The sequence below is a fragment of the Halomonas sp. HP20-15 genome (assembly GCF_033446685.1).
Lineage (GTDB): Bacteria > Pseudomonadota > Gammaproteobacteria > Pseudomonadales > Halomonadaceae > Modicisalibacter.
In genome coordinates this window covers 32,283-50,578 of record NZ_JAWQLY010000014.1, presented here as the reverse complement: position 1 = coordinate 50,578, position 18,296 = coordinate 32,283, and the positions used below count along the sequence as shown (strand labels likewise).

At 67.3% G+C, this 18,296-nt stretch carries 19 protein-coding genes; 14 read left to right on the top strand and 5 right to left on the bottom strand.

Features of this window, described 5'->3' with window-relative positions; genetic code table 11:
- The first annotated feature begins 129 nt into the window (after positions 1-129).
- Positions 130-1,185, top strand: a complete 1,056-nt coding sequence (locus tag R6258_RS16420; protein ID WP_318452782.1) for an aldo/keto reductase — start codon at positions 130-132, stop codon at positions 1,183-1,185.
- A gap of 15 nt (positions 1,186-1,200) precedes the next feature.
- Here R6258_RS16420 and R6258_RS16415 read toward each other — a convergent pair whose 3' ends face one another.
- Genes R6258_RS16415 through R6258_RS16400 form a run of 4 tightly spaced genes read right to left on the bottom strand, consistent with a single transcriptional unit; the run spans position 1,201 to position 4,998 of the window.
- On the bottom strand, positions 1,201-1,947 hold the full coding sequence (locus tag R6258_RS16415; protein WP_318452781.1) for a trimeric intracellular cation channel family protein: 747 nt from the start codon (positions 1,945-1,947) through the stop codon (positions 1,201-1,203).
- 55 nt (positions 1,948-2,002) lie between these two features.
- Positions 2,003-3,310 (bottom strand): amidohydrolase, encoded by a 1,308-nt coding sequence (locus tag R6258_RS16410; RefSeq protein ID WP_318452780.1) that lies wholly within the window; start codon positions 3,308-3,310, stop codon positions 2,003-2,005.
- 28 nt (positions 3,311-3,338) lie between these two features.
- Positions 3,339-4,793 carry a sodium:solute symporter family protein gene (locus tag R6258_RS16405; RefSeq protein WP_318452779.1) on the bottom strand — a complete coding sequence of 485 codons (1,455 nt, stop codon included), beginning with the start codon at positions 4,791-4,793 and terminating at the stop codon, positions 3,339-3,341.
- On the bottom strand, positions 4,786-4,998 hold the full coding sequence (locus tag R6258_RS16400; RefSeq protein ID WP_318452778.1) for a DUF3311 domain-containing protein: 213 nt from the start codon (positions 4,996-4,998) through the stop codon (positions 4,786-4,788). Before R6258_RS16400 ends, R6258_RS16405 begins: the two co-directional genes overlap by 8 nt.
- A 133-nt stretch (positions 4,999-5,131) precedes the next feature.
- On the opposite strand from R6258_RS16400, the gene R6258_RS16395 reads away from it, so the two are divergent.
- The 13 genes from R6258_RS16395 (at position 5,132) to R6258_RS16335 (ending at position 17,541) form a co-directional block, all read left to right on the top strand.
- Positions 5,132-6,031: a LysR family transcriptional regulator gene (locus R6258_RS16395; protein WP_318452777.1), complete on the top strand. Its 900-nt coding sequence runs from the start codon at positions 5,132-5,134 to the stop codon at positions 6,029-6,031.
- Positions 6,032-6,294: 263 nt separating this feature from the next.
- Positions 6,295-7,332 (top strand): LacI family DNA-binding transcriptional regulator, encoded by a 1,038-nt coding sequence (locus R6258_RS16390; protein WP_318452776.1) that lies wholly within the window; start codon positions 6,295-6,297, stop codon positions 7,330-7,332.
- A 59-nt stretch (positions 7,333-7,391) separates the two neighbouring features.
- Positions 7,392-8,177, top strand: coding sequence for a sugar phosphate isomerase/epimerase (locus R6258_RS16385; protein WP_318452775.1), 786 nt, complete (start codon positions 7,392-7,394; stop codon positions 8,175-8,177).
- Between the two features lie 79 nt (positions 8,178-8,256).
- Positions 8,257-9,225: a sugar kinase gene (locus R6258_RS16380; RefSeq protein ID WP_318452774.1), complete on the top strand. Its 969-nt coding sequence runs from the start codon at positions 8,257-8,259 to the stop codon at positions 9,223-9,225.
- Positions 9,226-9,290: 65 nt separating this feature from the next.
- Positions 9,291-10,277 carry a D-glycerate dehydrogenase gene (locus R6258_RS16375; RefSeq protein ID WP_318452773.1) on the top strand — a complete coding sequence of 329 codons (987 nt, stop codon included), beginning with the start codon at positions 9,291-9,293 and terminating at the stop codon, positions 10,275-10,277.
- Between the two features lie 219 nt (positions 10,278-10,496).
- Entirely contained in the window at positions 10,497-11,600 is a 1,104-nt protein-coding gene (locus tag R6258_RS16370; protein ID WP_318452772.1) for a LacI family DNA-binding transcriptional regulator, read from the top strand.
- 36 nt (positions 11,601-11,636) lie between these two features.
- Entirely contained in the window at positions 11,637-12,656 is a 1,020-nt protein-coding gene (locus tag R6258_RS16365) for a TRAP transporter substrate-binding protein (RefSeq protein WP_318452771.1), read from the top strand.
- 77 nt (positions 12,657-12,733) lie between these two features.
- On the top strand, positions 12,734-13,324 hold the full coding sequence (locus R6258_RS16360; protein ID WP_318452770.1) for a TRAP transporter small permease: 591 nt from the start codon (positions 12,734-12,736) through the stop codon (positions 13,322-13,324).
- Entirely contained in the window at positions 13,321-14,628 is a 1,308-nt protein-coding gene (locus R6258_RS16355; RefSeq protein ID WP_318452769.1) for a TRAP transporter large permease, read from the top strand. Before R6258_RS16360 ends, R6258_RS16355 begins: the two co-directional genes overlap by 4 nt.
- 180 nt (positions 14,629-14,808) lie before the next feature.
- Positions 14,809-15,504, top strand: coding sequence for an HAD-IA family hydrolase (locus R6258_RS16350; RefSeq protein WP_318452768.1), 696 nt, complete (start codon positions 14,809-14,811; stop codon positions 15,502-15,504).
- Between the two features lie 104 nt (positions 15,505-15,608).
- Positions 15,609-15,983, top strand: a complete 375-nt coding sequence (locus R6258_RS16345) for a translation initiation factor Sui1 (RefSeq protein WP_318452767.1) — start codon at positions 15,609-15,611, stop codon at positions 15,981-15,983.
- A 42-nt stretch (positions 15,984-16,025) separates the two neighbouring features.
- Positions 16,026-16,463, top strand: coding sequence for a YbaY family lipoprotein (locus R6258_RS16340; RefSeq protein ID WP_318452766.1), 438 nt, complete (start codon positions 16,026-16,028; stop codon positions 16,461-16,463).
- A gap of 85 nt (positions 16,464-16,548) precedes the next feature.
- The gene (locus tag R6258_RS16335) at positions 16,549-17,541 is read left to right on the top strand and encodes an aldo/keto reductase (RefSeq protein WP_318452765.1); all 993 of its coding nucleotides are present in this window, start codon (positions 16,549-16,551) and stop codon (positions 17,539-17,541) included.
- 79 nt (positions 17,542-17,620) lie between these two features.
- Here R6258_RS16335 and R6258_RS16330 read toward each other — a convergent pair whose 3' ends face one another.
- The gene (locus tag R6258_RS16330) at positions 17,621-18,283 is read right to left on the bottom strand and encodes a hypothetical protein (protein ID WP_318452764.1); all 663 of its coding nucleotides are present in this window, start codon (positions 18,281-18,283) and stop codon (positions 17,621-17,623) included.
- Positions 18,284-18,296 lie beyond the last annotated feature (13 nt).

Sequence of the window (18,296 nt, the reverse complement as noted above, 5' to 3'; positions counted from 1 at the left end):
TGCATGTCGTGCCAAGCCCCGCCAGCGGCGGGGCTTTCTTGCGCCCATCGCGGTTATCGCTTCGGGCGCTTGCAGCGGGCTCCATACAACAGGCCTCCCACGTGAGGCTGCATGCACGAGGAAAGCACTGTGGACTATCGCAATCTCGGCCACTCCGGCCTGCGCGTCTCGTCACTGACGCTGGGCGCCATGACCTTCGGCGGCGTCGGCAAGATGGCCAGCGTCGGCGACACCGGCCTGGGCGACGCCCAGCGCCAGATCGACATGGCCATCGAGCGGGGCGTCAACTTCTTCGATACCGCCAACATGTACTCCGAGGGCCGCTCGGAGGAGATCCTCGGCGAAGCGCTCAAGGCCAAGCGCGACGCCGTACTGATCGCCAGCAAGGTGCGTTTCCCGATGGGCGACGGCCCCAACGACGGCGGCCTGTCGCGCCATCACATCCTGCGCCAGTGCGAGGCCAGCCTGAAACGGCTGCAGACCGACCACCTCGACCTCTACCTGATGCACCAGTGGGACGGCCTGACGCCGCTCGAAGAGACGCTGGCGACCATGGATCAACTGGTGCGCGACGGCAAGATCCGCTACTACGGCGTCTCCAACTGGTCCGCCTGGCACGTCATGAAGGCGCTCAAGATCTGCGAGCGGCACAACTTCATCAAGCCGGTCTGCCAGCAGATCCACTACACCGCCCAGGCCCGCGACGCCGAATTCGAACTGATGCCGGCGGCCGTCGACCAAGGGCTCGGCACCATGGTCTGGAGTCCGCTCGCCGGCGGCCTGCTCTCCGGCAAGTACCGCCGCGGTCAGCGCAACCCCGACGGCACGCGCTTCAGCCAGGGCTGGACCGAGCCGCCGATCCACGACGAGGAGAAACTCTTCGAGCTGATCGATACGCTGGTCGAAGTCGCCGATGGCCACGGTGTTTCCGCCGCTCAGGTGGCGCTGGCCTGGACGCTGACCCGGCCCGGCGTGTCAACCGCGGTGATCGGTGCGCGCAAGGATGAGCAACTCGAGGACAACCTGGCGAGCGCCGAGCTCACCCTAGCGTCCGACGAGATCGCCGCCATCGAGAAGGTCAGCCGTCCGGCGCTGCTCTATCCCTACTGGCACCAGCACAACACCGCGGCCGAGCGCTTCGGTCCCGCCGATCAGGTGCTGCACGCCAATCACTTGCAGGAATGAGACCGCGGCGGCCGGTCAGCGTCGCGTGCGCCGCCGCTCAGGCACGATCATGCGTACGCGCATCTTGTGACGCGGCGGGGCGGGCTTGCCCTCCCCCGCTGGCTGCGTGTCGTCGGACGCCTGCTCGCGGGACGCCGAGGGCGTTCGCGGCACCCAGACGAAGACCGGCAGGGACAGCTGCCAGCGAATGGCCCCGAGCCTCAGCGCCAGGGTGATGCCGACGCCCAGCGTGATCGCCACCTCGGGGGCGATGGGAAGGTACGCCAGGCCGATATAACTGCTGGCGCCGACGATCGAGGCCGTCGCATAGATTTCGCGACGCAGCACCAGCGGCACCCGTCGCGCGAGCATATCGCGCAGGATGCCGCCCGCCACGCCGGTCAGCAGTCCCATCAGCACGGCGACGATGCCCGTGTGTCCCAGGGTCAGTGCCTTGTGGGCGCCGATCGCCGTGAACAGCGCCAGGCCGAAGGCATCCAGGATGGGCAGGATGTGGCGCGGCAGATGATGGACATGCCGCAGCCCGACGATCGACACCAGGACGGTGGCGACGATGATCCACAGGTAGCTGGGCTCGGTGACCCAGAAGACGGGCCGCACGCCGAGCAGCAGATCGCGCAGTGTACCGCCGCCGATGCCGGTCACCGCCGCCAACACCAGCATGCCGAACGGGTCCATGCGTGACCGGCAGGCCAGCATGACGCCCGACAGCGCGAATACGGCCACCCCCGCGAGATCCAGCCCATACACCCAGTTTCCCAAATGCCACACCTCGTCTGTGGTTAGTGGCCATTCGCCGCCCGCCCCGGAAGCCGAGTCAGACGCGCACCATGTAGGCTAGCGCGCCTGTCACCAGGGCGGCCATGCCAGTCCGCAGGGTAGCCTCCTGTCCCGGCGCGTAATAGGGCGAGTGCGGCATTTCTAGATGGGTCATCTTCTCGGCCACGCTCGCACCCGGCGTAGCGTGCCAGCGCGCCTCGGCCGTCGCGCCGATATACCAGTAGACGCAGGGGATGTCCGGGCCGCCGAAACCGCCCGCCTCGGCATTGCCGAAGTAGGGGAAGTCCTCGCTGCCGTTGAGGCGCGGCATGGCAAACAGCCGCGCCGCGCCGAAATGATCGGCATGGGCGCGGCGTACCCGCTCGGTGCCCTCGGCATCGTTGTTCAGGGCGATGGTTTCGGAGAGCACGCGAAACTCCGGCGCCCGGGGCGAGCGTCCGGCCTCGCACTCCGCACCGACAATACGCCGGATCGACGCCAGCACCCGCTCGTGCAGGTGATTGTCGAAACCGCGCACGTTGATCTCCAGCTCGGCGCTGTGGGGGATGATGTTGCCCTGGGTGCCGGCGTGCAGCTTGCCCACCGTGACCACCACGGTCTGGTCGGGCGGCACTTCGCGGGAGACGATGGTCTGCAAGCGGGTGACGACATGGGCGGCGATCACTACCGGGTCCACCGTCTGCGCCGGCATCGAGCCGTGGCCACCGGCGCCATGAATGGTTACGCCGAGGGTCGTGGCGGCGGCCATCGCCTGGCCGGACAGATGGCCGACGCTGCCGGCCAGCGCCGGCATGTTGTGCTGGCCGAGAACGATGTCGGGACGCGCGAAGCGCGTATAGAGGCCATCGTCGAGCATCGCCCGCGCCCCGCCGAAGACTTCCTCGGCGGGCTGGCAGACCAGCATCAAGGTGCCTTGCCAACTAGCGCGCAGTTCCGCCAGCACCGCCGCGGCACCGACCAGGCAACTGCTGTGCAGGTCATGGCCGCAGGCATGCATGACCGGCACGCACTCGCCGTCGGCGTTCTCGCCGATCGCGCGGCTGGCGAAGTCGAGACCGGTTTGCTCTTCGATGGGCAATGCATCCATGTCGCTGCGCAGCATCACCGTCGGCCCCTCGCCGTTGTGCAGCAGCGCCACCACACCGGTACCGCCGACGCCGCGGGTCACCGCGTAGCCGAGCGCTTCCAGCGCCGCGCCTAGGTGGGCCGCGGTAGCGTGTTCCTGAAATGGCAGCTCGGGATGCTGGTGCAACTGGCGATAGAGCGTCTGGACCTCCTCGTAGGCGCGCTCGACGCCGGCCTCGATGGCCGTCGCGAGGTCAGGTCGTGTGATCTCGTCAATCATGGCAGTGGCTCCTCGGGAATCGGTCGGGTCAGACGGCCGCCTTGTGCGGCCGGGGAAGGCGCGCCGTCAGCCATTGCACGGCGACGACGACGAGCAGGTTGGCGGCCAAGCCCCAGACGCCCGGGTGCCAGCCGAAGGGCGAAGCCACCGGGAACTGGAAGATCAGGAAGGTCAGGCTGCCCAGCAGCGCCCCCAGCGATACGCTGGCGCGGGTCAGCGAGGGAAAGAACAGCGCGCCCATGACCATCGGCAAGAGTTGCACGATCAGCCCATAGGCCCCGAGCAGCAGCAATACCAGCGAGGCGGGATTAGCCAGCGCGATGAGATAGGCCACCAGCGACAGTCCGAGTACGCACCAGCGGGTCACGGCCACCGTGCGACGTTCATCGGCGTTGCGCATCAGGGTGGTGCCGAGCACGTCGCGCGTCAGTACCACCGCCGCGGTATGCGCCAGGTTGGCGCCGGTGGACATCGCCGCCGCCAGCGCCCCGGAGAGCATCAAGCCGATCACCCACGGCGAGAAGTCTGCGACCTTGAGCACCAGTTCGAGCAGCACGCTGTCGGGACGCGCCAGCGGCGCATCGGCGAAGGCCAGCACGCCGGCGAAACCGATGAACAGCAGCGGCACCAGCAGATAGGCATAGAGCGGATAGAACACGCTGACCTGGCGCAGCGAGCGGCCACTGTCCGCGGAATAGAATTTCATGAACAGGTGCGGCCACATGGCGCCGCCGAAGGCGCTGATCAGGATCGCCGTACTGAAGGCTCCCCAACCCATGCCGGTGGCCCCAGGCAGGGTCAGGTATTCGGGCATCTCGAGCTGGATCCGGGTGAACATCTCGCCAACCCCGCCATAGAGCCGGTTGGCAATCGTCAGCCCGAGGAACCAGGCGATGACGATCATCATGATGCCCTGCACCAGGTTGGTCCAGCCGATGCCGCCCAGGCCGCTGCAGAACACATAGGCGGCGACCACCAGGAAGGCCAGCAAGGCACCCAGCCAGAAAGGGATCAGGCCGTCGGTGGCGGCCTGGAACAGCATCCCGGCGCCAGCGATCTGAATGGTCAGGTAGGGCAACAGGGCCAGCACGCCGATCACCCCGGCGATCAGACCCAATGCGCGGCTGCGATAATGATCGGCGAGCAGATCGCCTTGGGTCAGGTAACCGCGACGACGGCCCAGCTCGGCCACCCGCGGCCCCATCACCCAGATGGCGATAGGTATCAGGCCCAGGTAGGCGAAGATGTACAGCGCCGGCGCACCGCGCTGATAAGCCCAGCCGGGCATGCCGAGAAAGGCGAAGGCCGAGAATATCTCGGCACCCAGGATGAAGAACAGGATCACTACGCCGACGTGGCGCCCACCGGCGACATAGCCTTCAAGGCTGGTGGCGCTGTCCTGGCCGCGGCCGCGCAGGCCCACCCATAGCACCATCGCCAAGTAGCAGAGGGTAATGGCGGTAACGATCAGCGAATCAGTCATGCCGGCGCCCCCCGTGACGCACCCGGTAGGCCGTCCAGAGACCGGCGAACAGCACCAGCATCCACAGGATGTACCAGAAGAACAGGAACGGCAGCCCGAACACGGTCGGTTCGATGCGGTTGGCGATCAGCGCGCCAGGCCAGATCATCGCCAGGGTACACAGCACGAAGTGTCCCCCGACCAGCGCATGGTAGGTCTTGCTCATGGTGAAGGTCCTGCCCGCTACGGCGAGCTTGTTGTGGATTGTGCCCTCACTATGGATTCACCCCACCGATAGCAAAAATATTATTGGTGGATATCTGCGATACTATTTCGGCATTGCTAGTCACGGAGATGCCATGGAGTTCCGGCAACTGCACTATTTCCTTGCGGTGGTCGAGGCCGGCTCGGTATCGGCGGCCAGCCGCCGCGTGCATGTCGCCCAGCCCGCGCTGACCCGCCAGATCCGCCTTCTCGAGGAAGACCTGGAGACACGGCTGTTCGACCGTCATGCTCGCGGCATGCAACTGACCGTGGCCGGCCGGGCGCTGGTCGAGGAGGCCCGCGAGCTGCTCGATCACCGCGCGCGAATCAAGAGCCGGCTCTATGCCCTGGGCAGCGGCCTGAGTGGCAAGCTGAGCCTGGGCATCACCGTCACCCACCTGTGGGTTCCCCAGGTCGCCGGCCTGCTCTCGGACTACCGGCAGTGCTACCCCGGGGTCGCCTTCGAGGTTTTTCCGCTACTCTCCGGCCCTCAGCTCGAGCGTTTGCGCGACCGCCGCCTGGACGCCGGAGTGCTCTATCTCGACAGCGACGCCCAGCCGGGGCTGGAAACCCGTCTGCTGCATTGCGACCATCTGATCCTCGCCGTACCCGAGGCCTCGCAATGGTCGGACTCACCGCCCACCCGGCTCGCCGACCTGGAGGACGCCGGCATCGTCTGGGGCTTTCGCCAGGCCTCGCCGGTCTACTACGACCGCATGCTCGCCCACTTTCAGCGTCACGCCTTCACGCCCCGGGTCATCCAGTACGGCGCCGACAACATCGCCATTCTCAGCATGGTCGCCGCGGGCCTGGGGGTCGCCATCGTTCCGGCGGCCAGCAGTTGGCATCCGATGCCCGGCATCCGCTTCCTGCGCCTGCCGGAACTCGACGACTGCGACATGCCGCTGTGGTTCGCCTGGCGCAGCGGCAACGACTCGCCAGCTCTGGCCAACCTGATCGCCTTGGTCGATGAGGGTTCGCCGCCCCGGGGCTGATCGACCGGCAGCTCCACCGCTCAGCCGCCCGCTCCGCGACGCTGCCCGATGCCATCGCGCCAGGAATTCCCTGCATGTCCGATCATCGCCGGGTCAATGCTGCACGACCAACGTCTAACTCTCCGTCGTTGCCTCGCCCATGCGACCGACCTACGATGGGAACGGTTTCATAAATCATGCGCCACGCATTGAGGCTTCCGCGCAGCGGGCGATTGGCACGCTGTCGCGCGACGCGGCATGGCATGGCTATATGAGCGACCTGCATGAGTGACAAGAAGAGTGCCGCCCGCTCGACCATTCTCGAGGTCGCCCGCGACGCCGGCGTTTCCAAGACCAGCGTGTCGCGTTACCTGAGCGACGAGCGCGACCGGCTCTCGGCGACCCTGCAGGGGCGTATCGGCCAGTCGATCGCGCGCCTGGGCTATCGCCCCAACCAGATGGCGCGCGGGCTCAAGGGCGGGCGTTCGCGATTGCTGGGCATGGTCGTGGCGGACATCCGCAATCCGTTCAGCGTCGACGTGCTGCACGGCGTGGAACAGGCCTGTCGCGAGCGCGGTTTCTCGCTGCTGGTGTGCAATACCGACAACGATCCGGCTCAGGAGCGCGAGCATCTGGCGCTGCTCGCCGCCTATCGGGTCGAGGGGCTGGTGATCAACGCCGCCGGCCGGCCCAGCGACGAACTCGAGGCATTCGCCGAGCAGGGCACACCGCTGGTGCTGCTCGACCGCACCCTCGGCGCTTTCGAGGCCGACGTGGTGGGGCTCGATAACGCTCGCGTCATCGACATGGCGGTGGATCATCTGCTCGAACGCGGCTACCGGCGCCTGCTCTACGTCAGCGAACCGCCGGAGGCGGCCAGTTCGCGCCAGGCCCGCCTGCAACGCTTTCACGAGCGTCACGCGCAGGGCGGCTTCGTCGGCGAGGTGCACGTCCAGGCGCTCGGCTCCGGCGATGACCGGGAATCCGCACTGTGCGAGGCGTTGGCGGGCTTTCTGGGCGCCGTGCCGGAGCGGCCCGACGCGCTGCTGTGCGCCAACGGCAACGTCACCCTGGCCGTGACCCACGCCCTGCGCATGCTTGATGTGAAGCTAGGCGAGACGGGGCTGCTGGGCATCGACGAGCTCGACTGGTGCGCGCTGGCGGGCCCGGGCATCACCACCCTCGCCCAGCCCACCGAGGCGATCGGCCGGGCCGCCGTGGACAGCCTGCTGCGACGGCTCGACGAAGACCCTCGCCGCGCCCCGCCGCGGCGCACCGATTTCATGGCGCGGCTGATCGCGCGCGGCTCCACGCAGCGCTGACAGGCCGACCCTCGCGGGCCGTCTCGGCGGCCCAACGAACCCGACGACGGAAGACATGCATGACCAAGCGTACCCTGGCCGATACCCATGACCGCCCGGCGCAACTGATCGCCACCTCCGCCTATGGCCATGCGGCGGTCGCCGCACACGGCCAGGAGGGCATTTTGCCCTGGCTGGCCGCGGCCGGCGCGACGGGCGTGGAGATCCGCCGCGAGTTACTGCCCGCCGGCTTCGACGCCTTCGCGGCACTCGGCGAGGCCTGCGCCCGGCAGCGGCTGAGCGTGGTCTATTCCGCGGCCGACGAACTGTGGCAGGACGACGCGCCCGCCGCCACGCTGGGCCAACGGCTCGCCGAGGCCGCCGCGCTCGACGCGCGGGCGATCAAGTTCTCGCTGGGCAATTACCGACGCGGCCCGGCCCAAGCCTGGACGGCGCTGCGCGAGACACTTGCCGCCGCGCCGGTGGCGCTGACGATGGTGGAAAACGACCAGACCCCGCAAGGCGGCACGCTCGAGCCGCTCGCCATCTGCCTGCACGATGCCGAGCAGGCCGATTGCCCGCTCTACATGACCTTCGATATCGGCAACTGGGCCTGGACCGGCGGCGATGCCGTAAACGCGGCACACCGCCTGGGTCGTTACGTCCGCTACGTGCACTGCAAGGGCGTGGTCTGGCGGGATGGCAAGCCGCACGCCGCGGTGCCCAGCGCCGAGGAGCTGCACGACTGGCATGCACTGTTCGCCGCGTTTCCGCCATGCGTGCCACGGGCCATCGAGTTCCCCCTGCAGGGCGAGGATCTCGTCGCCGTGAGTCGCGACGAGCTGGCCCGCCTGGCGCGGCTTTGAGCGATGCGGCGAGCCCGGCTCGCCGACGCGAGCGGCCTGCTGAACAGCCACCTTCACCAAACTGCACAGGAGCCTCACCATGAGCCGCGCAGAGAATCCCGAAATCCTCACCTTCGGCGAGGCGATGACGCTGTTCGTCGCCGAGACGCCCGGCGACCTGGCCGAGGTCGAACGCTTCGCCCGCGGCATCGCCGGGGCCGACACCAACGTCGCCATCGGCCTGGCCCGGCTGGGCTTTCATGTCGGCTGGCTGAGCCGGGTCGGCGACGACAGCTTCGGCCGCTTCATTCGCCGCACGCTGGAGCACGAAGGGCTCGACTGCCGCCATCTGATCCGCGATCCCGAGCATTCCACCGGACTGGTCTTCAAGGCCCGCACCGAGGATGGCTCCGACCCGCACGTCGAATACGTGCGCCGTGGCAGCGCCGCCAGTCACCTGAGCCCCGCCGATGCCGACGCGGTGGACTTCACGGCGGTCCGCCACTTGCATGCCACCGGCATCCCCCCGGCGCTGTCGGACACCGCCCGGGCGCTCTCCGTGCACATGCTCGAGCATGCCCGCAAGGCCGGCGCCAGCATCTCCTTCGATCCCAACCTGCGGCCCAGCCTATGGAAGAGCGAACGCGAGATGTGCGACACCTTGAACGGCCTGGCGTCACGCGCCGACTGGGTACTGCCCGGGCTTGCCGAGGGGCACCGGCTGACCGGCCTGGAGTCCGCCCACGACATCGCCGGCTTCTATCTCGACCAAGGCGCCAAGGCGGTGATCATCAAGCTCGGCCCCGAGGGCAGCTACTATCGCAGCCACACGCAGAGCTTCACCGTGGAAGGCTTCAAGGTGGCCAAGGTCGTCGATACCGTCGGTGCCGGCGACGGCTTCGCGGTGGGCGTGGTCAGCGCGCTGCTCGACGGCCTGTCGCCGCGCGCCGCGCTGCGCCGCGGCAACCTGATCGGCGCCGAGGCGGTCCAGGTGCTCGGCGACATGGAGGGCCTGCCCCTGCGCGAGCATCTGCAGCAACTGGAACGCGCACTGCCCGGCCTGGATTGAGCGGCGGTGACAAATCAATAACGCCAAGCGATAACGACAAGCGGCAACCAACGAGCGGAGACATCATGAAAAAGCGCATCGTCGCCTTCCGGCGGCTCACCGACCGGCACCTGGAGCAGCTCAGCGAGCAGTTCCAGGTCGACTATTTCCCCGATCTCGAGTCGGCGGACGACCCGGCGTTTCGCGAGGCCCTCGGCGACGCCCACGGGCTGGTCGGCGCCAGTCTCAAGATCACCCCCGAGCTGCTCGATTCCGCCCCGCATCTCGAGGCGATCGCCAGCATCTCGGTGGGCTACGACAACTACCCGGTCGACGAGCTGACCCGTCGCGACATCCTGCTGTGCAATACCCCCGATGTGCTCACCGAGACCACCGCCGATACCGGCTTCTCGCTGATCATGGCCACCGCGCGGCGGGTCGTCGAGCTGGCCGACTTCGTCAGGCGCGGCGACTGGCAGGAAAGCATCGGTGCGCCGCTCTATGGCACCGACGTGCACGGCAAGACGCTGGGCATGGTCGGCCTTGGCCGTATCGGCGCTGCCGTGGCGCGACGCGGGGCGCTGGGCTTCGGCATGCAGGTGCTCTACGCCCACGCCTCGCCCAAGCCCGCGCTGGAAGCCGAACTCGGCGCCCGGCGCTGCGAGTTCGACGAGTTACTCGAGAAAGCCGACTTCGTCTGCGTCACCGTGCCGTTGACCGCCGAGACGACCCACCTGTTCGGCGCCGCGCAGTTCGCGCGCATGCAATCGAGCGCGATCTTCATCAACATCGCCCGCGGCAAGGTCGTCGACGAGGCGGCGCTGATCGCGGCGCTGGAAGCCGGCGAGATCCGCGCCGCGGGGCTCGACGTCTTCGAACAGGAACCGCTGCCCGCCGATTCGCCGCTGCCGCACATGGCCAACGTCGTCGCGCTACCGCACATCGGTTCGGCGACCCACGAGACACGCACCGCAATGGCGGGCCGTGCGGTCGACAACATCATGCTCGCGCTCAACGGCGAGCGGCCGATCAGCCTGGTCAACGAAGCCGCCTGGGAGCGGCGCCAGGGCTAGCCCGGGCCAAATTAAGCGCCGCCCGCCGAGGCGGCGCTCTGCCGCGGCGCTCCTGCAAGGCCCTTTCGCACGCCGCGCCACAACCCGTTAGTGCTCGCTTATCATCGTCGCTTACCACTACTTATCACCGTCGCTTACCACTAAAGAGTAATTGGTATCCGGACGACGCTCTCCTACGATTTGGATCAATCCAAAAATCAATCGTCCAGGAAGATCGCAATGCCGAGAGCGCCGCGACACACCCCTACACCCCGCGAAGGCAGCGTGACCCTGCAGGACATCGCCGCGCATGCCGGGGTGTCGCGCTCGACGGTGTCGCTGGTGTTGCGTGAAAGCCCGCTGGTCGCCGAGCGCACCCGGGAGAGCGTAAGGGCCTCGATCAAGGCGCTGGGCTACGTCTACAACCGCGGCGCGGCGGCACTGCGCAGCAGCCGCACGCATACCCTGGGCGTGGTGGTCTACGACATCGCCAACCCGTTCTTCGGCGCCATGGTCGCGGGTATCGACGCCGCGCTGCACCGCGAGAACTACGTATCCTTCCTGGCCAACAGCGAGGACTCGCCGCAGCGCCAGCTGCGCTTTCTCGAACGCATGCGCGAGCATCGCGTCGACGGCATCCTGCTGTGCCCGGCCGAAGGCACCGACCCCGCCCTGATCGAGACCCTCGGCGGCTGGAACATGCCCTGCGTGCAGGTCCTGCGGCATATCGGCGAGCCGCCCTTCGACTACGCCGGCACCGACTTCGAACAGGGCGTGCGCCTGGCCGTCGACCATCTGGTCGCGCAGGGTCACCGCCAGATCGCCTTCATCGGCGGCGAGGCCGAGCACTCGGCGACCCTGGCGCGCTGGCGCGGTTACTTCGCGGCCATCGCCGGCCATGGCCTGGCCCCCCGGCATCTGCGCACCGCGCTGACCCGGCGTGCCGGCTTCGAGGCGATCCAGTCGCTGATGCGCGAACCGACGCCGCCCACCGCGGTGATCTGCCACAACGACCTGATGGCCTTCGGCGCCATGCTCGGCCTCAAACGGCTGGGCCTGACGCCCGGCATCGACTGCGCGGTGGTGGGCACCGACGACGTCGAGGAAGCCGCGCTCAGCGACCCGCCGCTGACCAGCGTGGCCACCCACCCCTACGCCATCGGCGAAGAGGCCGCGCGTCTCGCCCTTCGCCGCATCGCCGACCCCGACGGGGCGCGGGAGCAAGTGATACTTTCGCCCCGACTCCAGGTGCGCGACTCGAGCAACGCGGCCGATCGCAGTCAGGATCCGGCCACACCGCCGCAGCCCGACGCACGTCACGCCAGACCACTCACCAACCCCTGACCTGTCCGCTGGCAGGCGATAACAACGAGGTGACTCATGACTCATAAATGGATCGATCCAAAACCGCTCAGGAGCAGTGGACTCGGCCGCGGGCTTCTCGCCGGGGCGACACTGGCCCTCTCGCTGGGGCTCGCCAGTGCGGCCCAGGCCGTGGAACTGCGCTTCGGCCATGGCGGCGCCGAGGACACCGCCTACCAACTGGGCGCCGAGAAGTTCAAGGAACTCGTCGCCGAGAAGAGCGACGGCGACATCGGCGTGACCATCCTGGGCAATTCGGTGCTCGGCCACGAGACCGAGATGTTCGAGCAGCAGATGGCCGGCGCGCTGGACCTGTCGATCATCAATCCCGGCCTGATCACCGATTTCTCGCACACCGCCAACGTGTTCTCGATTCCGTTCATGTACCGCGACGTCGAGCACTGGCGCGCGGTGCTCGACGGCGAAGTGGGCCGTGAGATCGCCGACAAGATCGAGGACGAGACCGGCGTCAAGGTGCTGGCCTTCTTCGGCGGCGGCAAGCGCCAGATCGTCAGCACGCGTCCGCTCGAGAGCCTCGACGACCTCGAGGGCATGAAGCTGCGCACCAATCCCACCAAACCGCTGATCACCGCCTGGAAGGCGCTGGGCACCGAACCCACGGTGATGGCCTGGAAGGAGATCTACACCGGCCTGCAACTGGGCGTGATCGACGGCCTGCTCAACGAGGCCGAGTGGATCGAGCGCATGCGCTTTCACGAGGTCGCGCCGCATATCGGCCTGTCGGAGCACGACATCACCGTGCGCCTGCTGACCATGTCGCAGATGAGTTGGGAGGGGCTCGACGAGAGCCAGCAGCAGGCGGTGATGGAAGCCGCCCAGCAAGCCGCCAGCTATGCGCGCGACGTCCAGCTCAAGCAGGATGCCGAAGCGCTCGAGACCCTCAAGCAGGAAGGCGCGACGCTGTATCCGATGGACCGTGAGCGCATGATGGAGATCGTTGCCGAGCCGCTGCAGGAGGTCATCGACGAGATGGGCCTGAGCGAGCTGCATCAGAAGATCCTCAACGCGGGCCAGTGAGCCCGCCGCCGGGCACCGTGAGCGGTGCCCGGCCTATTCTTGCCACCCCTTCCATCATCAACCATGAGGACAACGCCATGGCCGCACTGCTGCATGGCCTGTCACGGCTCAACCGGGGACTGGAACGCCTGCTCAATGCGATCCTGCTGGCGTTGCTGCTGGGCTTCATCCTGTTGATCATCTATCAGATCGTCAGCCGTAACCTGCCACTCTTGCCGCGGCTCTACTGGACCGAGGAGTTCAGCCGCTTCGCCTTTCAGTGGATGATCATGCTGGGCACGGCGATCGGCGTCTATCATGCCGATCATTTCGTGCTCGAGGCGTTTCCGCGCGGTACGCGGGCCGACCTGGCGACCCGTCTGATTCGCGATCTCTCCTGCCTCGCCGTGGCCGTGATCTTCATCTACTACGGCAAGGACTTCGCCATCTCCGGCCTGCGCCGGAGCGCTACCGCCTCCGGATTGCCGATGATCTACGTCTATTCGGCGTTCACCGTCAGCGGTGTTTTCATCCTGCTGTTTAGCCTCGAGCGACTGCTGCACGCCGCGCTGCATGGCATGAACGCGATGGAAGCCGCCCTCAACACCCCCAACGAACTCGACGAGCTGGCCAGCGCCGACGACGCTGCGCTCGCCGTCAGCGAACAACCGCGAGGGCCGCGCTCATGATGCCGATGGAATGGACCTTCATACTGCCCTGGCTACTGTTTGCCCTGCTCGGCGTGCTGATCGTCGCCGGCATGCCCATCGCCATGTCGCTGGTACTGACTGCCTTCAGCGTGATCCTGCTCGATCCGCGGCTGACCATGTGGGTGATGTTCCAGCGCATGTACAACGGCATGGATTCCTTCGTGCTGCTCGCCGTGCCGCTGTTCCTGCTCGCCGGCAACCTGATGAATTCGGCGCATATCACCGACCGGCTGATCACCCTGTGCATGCGCCTGGTCGGTCACTTCAAGGGCGCCCTGGCGCATGTCAACGTACTGGTCAGCATGCTGTTCGCCGGCGTCTCGGGATCGTCCACCGCCGACAGCGCCGGGGTCGGCACGGTGCTGATCCCGGCGATGAAGCGCGAGGGCTATCCGACGCATTTCGCGGTGGCCGTCACCGCCGCCTCGTCGGTGATGGGCATCATCATTCCGCCGTCGATCAACATGATCGTGTGGGGCGCGCTGACCAACACCTCAATCGCCGGGCTGTTCCTCGGCGGCATACTGCCCGGGGTGATGATCGGCATCGCCCAGCTGTTGCTCAACCTGCTCTACGTGCGCCGCTACGACGTGCCGGTACGCCGGCGCGCGAAATTCACCGAGCTGATGAGCTCGGGCAAGGATGGCCTGCTGGCGGCGGGGATTCCCATCGTCATCATCGGCGGCATCACCCTGGGCCTGGTCACGCCCACCGAGGCTGCGGTGATCGCCGTGCTCTACGCCATGGCGCTGGGGTTCTTCGTCTACCGCGAGCTGACCCTCCAGCACGTGCTCGAGGCCTCGACCAGCACCGTGCGGCTGTGCTCGCTGTCGCTGTTCAGTCTGGTCGGCGCGGCGATCTTCGGTTACCTGATCAGCTTCTACCAGATTCCGCCCAAGCTGATGACCGGCGTCACCATCAGCGACCCGACCACCTTGCTGATCACCATGGCGGTGGTGATGCTGATCATCGGCACCTTCATGGACTCGCTGCCGGCGATGGCGATCCTGGCGCCGATCTTCCAGCCGCTGGCGATGCAGGCCGGCGTGCACCCGGTGCAGTTCGGGGTGATCGGTGTGATGGCCCTGGGGCTTGGGCTGATCACGCCGCCCTATGGACTGTGCCTGATGATCTCGGCGAAAATCGGCGGCATTCCGCTGCTCAAGGCGCTGGGCACGACGCTGCTCTACCTGGCGGTCATGCTGGCCGTCATCGTGCTGTTGATCTTCTTCCCGCAACTGGTGCTGGCCATCCCGCGCTGGCTGACGCCGGACTTCGTCTAGGTTTGCAATCGTGCGCCCGGATCCTCGCGATCCGGGCGACAAATCCGCCAGGTTACGCTAGAGTGATAAAAAACAGTGTTCGTTAAATAAAGGCAATTCACCCTCAACCGCGTGCCGGCCTTGCCGATAACGAAGAGTATGAGCCCGCTCTATCGAGGCTAGCCGCAAGAGACACGACCAATGTCCCAACCCTTCTGTCTGCTTTTCGACTGCGATGGCACCCTGGTGGACAGCGAACCGCTACTGGCGGAAGTGATGGCCGATACGCTGAATCGCGTCGGCCTGCCCTTCGCCGCACGACAATACATGGAAGAGTTTCGCGGTGTACGCTTCATGACTATCGTCGCCGAGCTGGAACGCCGCCACGGTGCGCTCGACGCTACGGTGCGCAGCGCCGCCGAGGCCGAGATGCGCAAGACCATGGCCCTGCGCATGGCCCGCGAGCTTCAGCCCATCCCGCGCGTTCGCGAAACCCTCGATGCCCTGTCCGAACTTCCCCGCTGCGTGGCCTCGAACGGTCCCGAGCACAAGATCCGCAACGCCCTCGACAGCACCGGCCTGCGCCGCTACTTCGACGAACGCCTGTATAGCGGCTACACGCTGCAATGCTGGAAGCCCGACCCCGGGCTATTCCTGCACGCCGCCCGCAGCATGGGCTTCACGCCCGAGCAGTGCGTGGTGATCGATGACGCCGCGGTGGGCGTCGCCGCCGGGCTCGCCGCCGGCATGCGCGTGGTGCACATCAATCGCTTCCCCGCCGAGGAGCAGACCCCCGACGGGGCGATCTCGATGACCGACATGGGCCAACTGCCCGGCATCCTCGCCCGCCTCGCCGAAACCGTCAGCCACTACATGCCGGTCGCCGCCGCCCGCTGACGCCGCCCGGCGGCGGTCACTGCGCTCTCCGTGCCGGCCATCGTCGCCGGCGTCGTGCTGCGCTATCATCGGGACTCCATGTGCCATTCGACAGGAGCCGCTTGATGGCATCCCTTCAGGATCAGCTGCGCGGGCTCGTCTATTCGACCGAACATGGCGAGACCTGCCCCGCATGCCGCCACCCGCTCGCCGACTGTCAGTGCGCCGATCACGCCGAGGCCGAACGCATCGCCGCGCTCGACGGGGTGGTGCGCATTCGTCGCGAGACCAGCGGCCGCAAGGGCAAGGGCGTGACCACGGTGCACGGCGTGCCGCTCGTCCACGACGAGCTCAAGGCGCTGGCCAAGACGCTCAAGAAGCGCTGCGGTACCGGCGGCGCCGTCAAGGAGGGCGTCATCGAGATCCAGGGCGATCATCGCCAGGTGCTCAAGGCCGAGCTCGAGTCCCGGGGCTATACGGTCAAGCTGGCCGGAGGCTGAGCGGCTGAGTTTCTTCATTCACCCACTGCATCAGGAGCCGTTATGACCCGCCACCCCGGCCTGCCACAGCCGCTGCGACTGGCCTTGGCGCTGCTCGTTCTGCTCGCCCTCGGCGCCTGTGCGCTGACTCCGCGCTTCGCCAGCCTCGAGGCTCGCATCATCGCCGGTACCCCGCTCGAACTGCCGCGCAACGCCGAACTCAACGTCACCCTGCGCGAAGGCTCGGCAAGCGGCGGCGTGATCGCCGAGGGCAATTACACGCGCCTGAGCCGCGGGCCGATCCCCGTGGTGCTGCGCTATGACGCCAATGCCGTCACCGCAGGTCGCGATTACGTGCTGCGCGCCGAGATCCGCGCCGACGGCCGGCTGCTCTACGCCTCGCCCGAGCCGGTTGCGGTACTCACCGACGACACCGCGGCGGGCTCTGGCAAAGTGCCCGTCGAGGTTCGCGTCGAGCCGGTCGCCGCCAGCCTGCGCTGATCCGGCAAGCGCCAGCGGCTTGCCAAGGCGGCCGGAACCGACCAGCCTAGGTGTCCAACCATCCACGGCAACAGGGAGCGTTCCAATGGAAACCCTCAAGATCGGCGATAGCGGCCTGTCCGCCTCGCGCATCGGCCTCGGCACCTGGGCGATCGGCGGCAGAATGTGGGGCGGCAGCGACGATGCCCAGGCGATCCGCACCATTCATGCCGCGCTGGAGCGGGGTGTGACGCTGATCGACACCGCCCCGGCCTACGGTTTCGGCCACTCCGAGGAGGTCGTCGGCAAGGCGCTCGCCGAGTACGGCCGGCGCGACGAGCTGGTGATCGCCAGCAAGGCCGGCCTCGAGTGGGGCGAAGGCATCCCCGCCCTGGTGCGCAACGCCAGCGCGCCGCGCATCGAACGGGAAGTCGAGGACTCGCTGCGCCGGCTGGGCACCGAGGCGATCGATCTCTACCAGATCCATTGGCCCGACCCTCGAGTGCCGATGGAGGAGACCGCCAGCGCCATGCAGCGGCTTTACCGCGACGGCAAGATCCGCGCCATCGGCGTCAGCAACTTCTCCGTCGAGCAGTGCCAGGCCTTCGGCGAGGTCGCCCCGCTGCACAGCGTGCAACCGCCGCTCAACCTGTTCGAGCGCGACGCCGAACGCGACATCGTCCCCTACGCCGAGCGCGAAGGGCTGACCATGCTGACCTACGGCGCGCTGTGCCGCGGCCTGCTCAGCGGCAAGATGCGGCGCGACACGCAATTTGAAGGCGACGACCTGCGCAACAAGGACCCCAAGTTCCAGCAGCCGCGCTACGCGCAGTACCTGGCCGCGGTGGATGCGCTCGAGCGCTTCGCCCGGGAGCGCCACGGCAAGCACGTGCTGGAACTCGCCGTGCGCTGGCTGATCGACAGCCATGCCAACGGCATCGCGCTGTGGGGCGGCCGGCGCCCCGACCAGATGGAGCCGCTCGCGGCCATCGACGGCTGGAAGCTCAGTGCCGACGACCTGAGCGAGATCGACCGGCTCCTCGCCGAGCACGTCAGCGACCCGGTGGGCCCCGAATTCATGGCGCCGCCGACACGCTGAAGCATTCGCCGCGAGGCGAACCACGAAAAGCCCGGGCTGGTCCGGGCTTTTTTGCGTTGGCTAGCGCGGCTGCGCAGCCTCAGAAGGTGTACTCGAGCCCCACCATGGCCACCGGATAGACGCCGAACTCGTCGACGTCGTCCTGCAGATCGTCCTCTTCCTGCTGGATATCCTGAGCCAGCCCCTGGTTAACGTTTTCGTTGGAAGCACGCAGATCGACCTCGGCATCGGTCAGGAACACCCCGAGACGGGCGAACACCCCCAGGCCCGGCTGGTGGCTGCCGCGCCAGCCCAGCCCCAGGTAGGGCTGCACGGAATCGCCGAGACTGACGCGGCCTTCGAGCGTGCCCACTTCTTGGGCGGTATATTCCTCACCATTGAACTCGTAGGAGGTACCCGACTTGGGTTTGCCGACCACCTGCATGGCGATATCCGGACGCACCGCCCCCGCCGAGAGATAGAAGCGCCCGGCGAACGGGAAGTAGTCGACGCTCAGGCCGTAGACGTCGATATCGAAGTCGCCGCTATAGTCGGCGTCGTCGCTCTCGTAGTCGATGTCGTCGTAGGTGAAGCCGCTATAGCTGCCGGTAAGCGCGAAATTGTCGTGAAAGCGGTAGCTGACGCTGCCTTCGTAACCGGTGGTACCGACGCCGGCGCCCAGCGACCACTGACCCGCAGCGGCTGCCGGAGCGGAAACGGCGGCCAGCGCCGCGGCGATGAGAATCTTGCTGACGAGCTGCATGATGTTCCCTTCC